Origin of the sequence: Atribacter sp. (assembly GCF_035418125.1) — a bacterium.
GTDB lineage: Bacteria > Atribacterota > Atribacteria > Atribacterales > Atribacteraceae > Atribacter > Atribacter allofermentans.
In genome coordinates, this window is sequence record NZ_DAOLQM010000261.1 from 1 (window position 1) to 2,958 (window position 2,958).

The 2,958-nt window shown below is 41.0% G+C and carries 1 protein-coding gene and 1 pseudogene; one reads left to right on the plus strand and one right to left on the minus strand.

The window, feature by feature from the left end; genetic code table 11:
- The first annotated feature begins 225 nt into the window (after window positions 1-225).
- Complete coding sequence (mnmG, locus tag PLK24_RS10215; RefSeq protein ID WP_324478813.1) at window positions 226-2,097, plus strand: tRNA uridine-5-carboxymethylaminomethyl(34) synthesis enzyme MnmG; 1,872 nt, start codon at window positions 226-228, stop codon at window positions 2,095-2,097.
- 74 nt (window positions 2,098-2,171) lie between these two features.
- On the opposite strand, the pseudogene PLK24_RS10220 reads toward mnmG, so the two are convergent.
- Window positions 2,172-2,958 (minus strand): annotated as a pseudogene (locus tag PLK24_RS10220) (glutamine synthetase); the annotation flags it as partial.

Genomic DNA, 2,958 nt, shown 5'->3' on the forward strand with positions numbered 1-2,958 from the left:
GGCTTCTTTCTTTTTTCCTCTCCCCTGGTGGGAGAGGATTAAGGTGAGGGGGTAACTCATTTTCATCCTCACTTGGTGCCACCAACTGGCATGGGCATCTATTAAAAAGTGACAAGAGGTGATGGAAATGCTAAACTTTCTCTCCAGATATCATTGATGATAACTAAGCCCGGGCAATGAGGCCCAAATGTCTGTTAATTTTCCTAATGAAAGGTGAGATACTTGATGGGTTGCAATTATGATGTGATTGTTGTTGGTGGAGGACATGCTGGTTCTGAAGCCGCATATATATCAGCTGTAATGGGTTTGAAAACTCTCCTCATCACCAACTCGATTCACCATATTGCTCTTATGCCTTGCAATCCTGCAATTGGAGGACCAGGAAAAGGACATGTGGTAATGGAAATTGATGCTTTGGGCGGTTTGATGGCCAAAGTAACTGACCAATGTACTCTCCATATTAAAAAAGTAAATACCGGTAAGGGCCCAGCCGTTCAAACTCTCCGCGCTCAAACCCAACGGGATCAGTACAGCCTTATCATCCGTAAATACTTAGAAAATACTCCATTTTTATCTATTTTTCAGGGAGAGGTATCTGATTTGATACTCAATTCCAATGGTGAAATCTCTGGTGTTAAAACTTTTCATGGAATTCGTTTCCAATGTCGATCAGTTGTCATAGCAACCGGTACTTTTCTGAATGGAGTGATTAAGATCGGCGAGATTAGTTATCCAGCCGGTCGTCAGGGTGAATTCCCAGCCAATCATCTCAGTCAATCACTCCGCCAAAAAGGATTTGAAACTGGTCGTTTGAATACTTGCACTCCACCCCGTATTGACAAAAGAACCATTGATTTTAAAAAATGTGATGAACAAAAAAGTGATGACCTACCCCTCTGCTTTTCTTGGGAAAGCACTCCTCGAGCTTACGAAGGGTCATCAGTTTTCCTTACTCGAACCAACGAAAATACCTGTGAAATAATCCGAAAAAATTTTGACCGTTCGCCTCTTCTTTACCATTTCAGCGACAGTTCCCCGGTTCGGGAGTGTCCTTCTCTGGAAGATAAGGTATATCGATTCCCTGATCGTGTAAGTCACTTGGTTTTTCTTGAACCGGAAGGTGAAAAAAGCAATGAAATTTATGTTCAAGGGGTATTTACATCACTTCCAGAGGAGACTCAATGGCAAATCCTTCGTTCAATATCCGGGTTAGAAAACTGTCATATCATTCGTCCTGGATATGGAATTGAATACGATTTTATCTTACCTACTCAGCTTAAACTGTCTCTGGAAAGCAAGCCAATTCCCGGTCTCTTTTTTGCCGGACAAATTAATGGAACATCCGGGTACGAGGAAGCTGCCGGTCAGGGAATTTTAGCCGGAATTAATGCTGGACGTTATGTTCAAAATAAACCAGCCATAATTTTACAACGTGATGAAAGCTACTTAGGAGTTATGGTCGATGATTTAATCACCAAAGGAGTCGAAGAACCCTATCGGCTTCGAACTGGCAAAGTAGAATATCGTCTTCTCATTCGCCATAGCAATGCTGATGTTCGGTTAGCGGAATATGGCTACCAGGCGGGAACGATTTCTCTAAATCGATATCGGATGATTCAAGAAAAGAAAAACATCATTGCCCAAGAAGTAAAGCGCCTTGAAAATACTAATATTTTTCCATCAGTAGATTTGAACCGGTTTTTGGAAAAAAAACATACCAACCCATTGCCAGAACCAACCCGAATAAATTCTCTCCTCACCAGACCACAAATTAATTATTATGACCTTTCTCCTTTTGATCCCGATCGACCTTTTCTTTCTCCAGATATACTTGAAGAAGTAGAAATACAAACCAAATATCGGGGGTATATCGAGAGGCAGATTAAATCGGTTAACGAATTCCGTCAAATGGAAAACCGACCAATCCCACCCCACTTTCCTTTTGATCAGCTTAAAATCCTTTCTCGCGAGGCTCAAGAACAGCTACAGGCATTGCGCCCAACCACTCTGGGACAGGCTTCGCGAATTCGGGGAGTTACACCTTCTGATCTTGCTGCACTATTAATCCTTTTGGAGAAATTTCGAAAAGAGGAATAATAAATTAACCCCCTCCTATGTTTTTAATTCTTTGGTAGAAATTTGTTTTTTCAAGCTTGTAGATGGTTCTAGGTTCAAAATAATTCAAGATACCGATCAACTTCCCAGGGATGAACCATTCTTTGAAATTCTTCCCACTCTCTTCGCTTGGCATTCAAGAAATAATCTAAAATGTGTGGAGTGAGGGCACGTTTTACTGTTTCATCTTTTTCTAACTCTTCTAAGGCTTCACCTAAATTTCGGGGTAAATTTCGGATGCCCCATTCTTCTCTTTCCTCACAGCTCATTTCATAAAGATTTACATTGTTACAAGGTTTACCAGGATCGAGAATTTTTTCTACTCCGTCTAATCCCGATTGAATAATGGCCGAAAAAGCCAAATAAGGATTACAGGATGGATCAGGACTACGGAGTTCGGCACGGGTCCCGATCCCTCGTTGTGGAGGGACTCTCACCAACGGACTCCGGTTTTTTTCCGCCCAAGCAATATAAACTGGAGCCTCATATCCGGGAACTAAACGTTTATAGGAATTGATAAGGGGATTGATTATCGCTGTAAAAGCTGGAGAGTGTTGAAGCAGTCCAGCAATAAAGCCACGGGCAATATTACTTAAACCATCAGGTGAATTAGCATCATAAAAAGCATTTTTTCCATCTTTAAATAATGAAAGATGAGTATGCATACCAGAACCAGGAACACCGTAAACTGGTTTTGGCATGAAGGTAGCTACATAGCCATTTTGAATTGCTAAAGTTTTTATTCCTAATTTAAGAGTGATTAAATTATCAGCAATTTTCAAGGCATTTCCATACTGAAAGTCTATTTCATGCTGTCCTGGAGCAACTTCATGATGGGATGCT

Coding starts and splice junctions, on each gene's coding strand:
- mnmG (WP_324478813.1), top strand. CDS start 226: ATGGGTTGCAATTATGATGTGATTGTTGTTGGTGGAGGACATGCTGGT.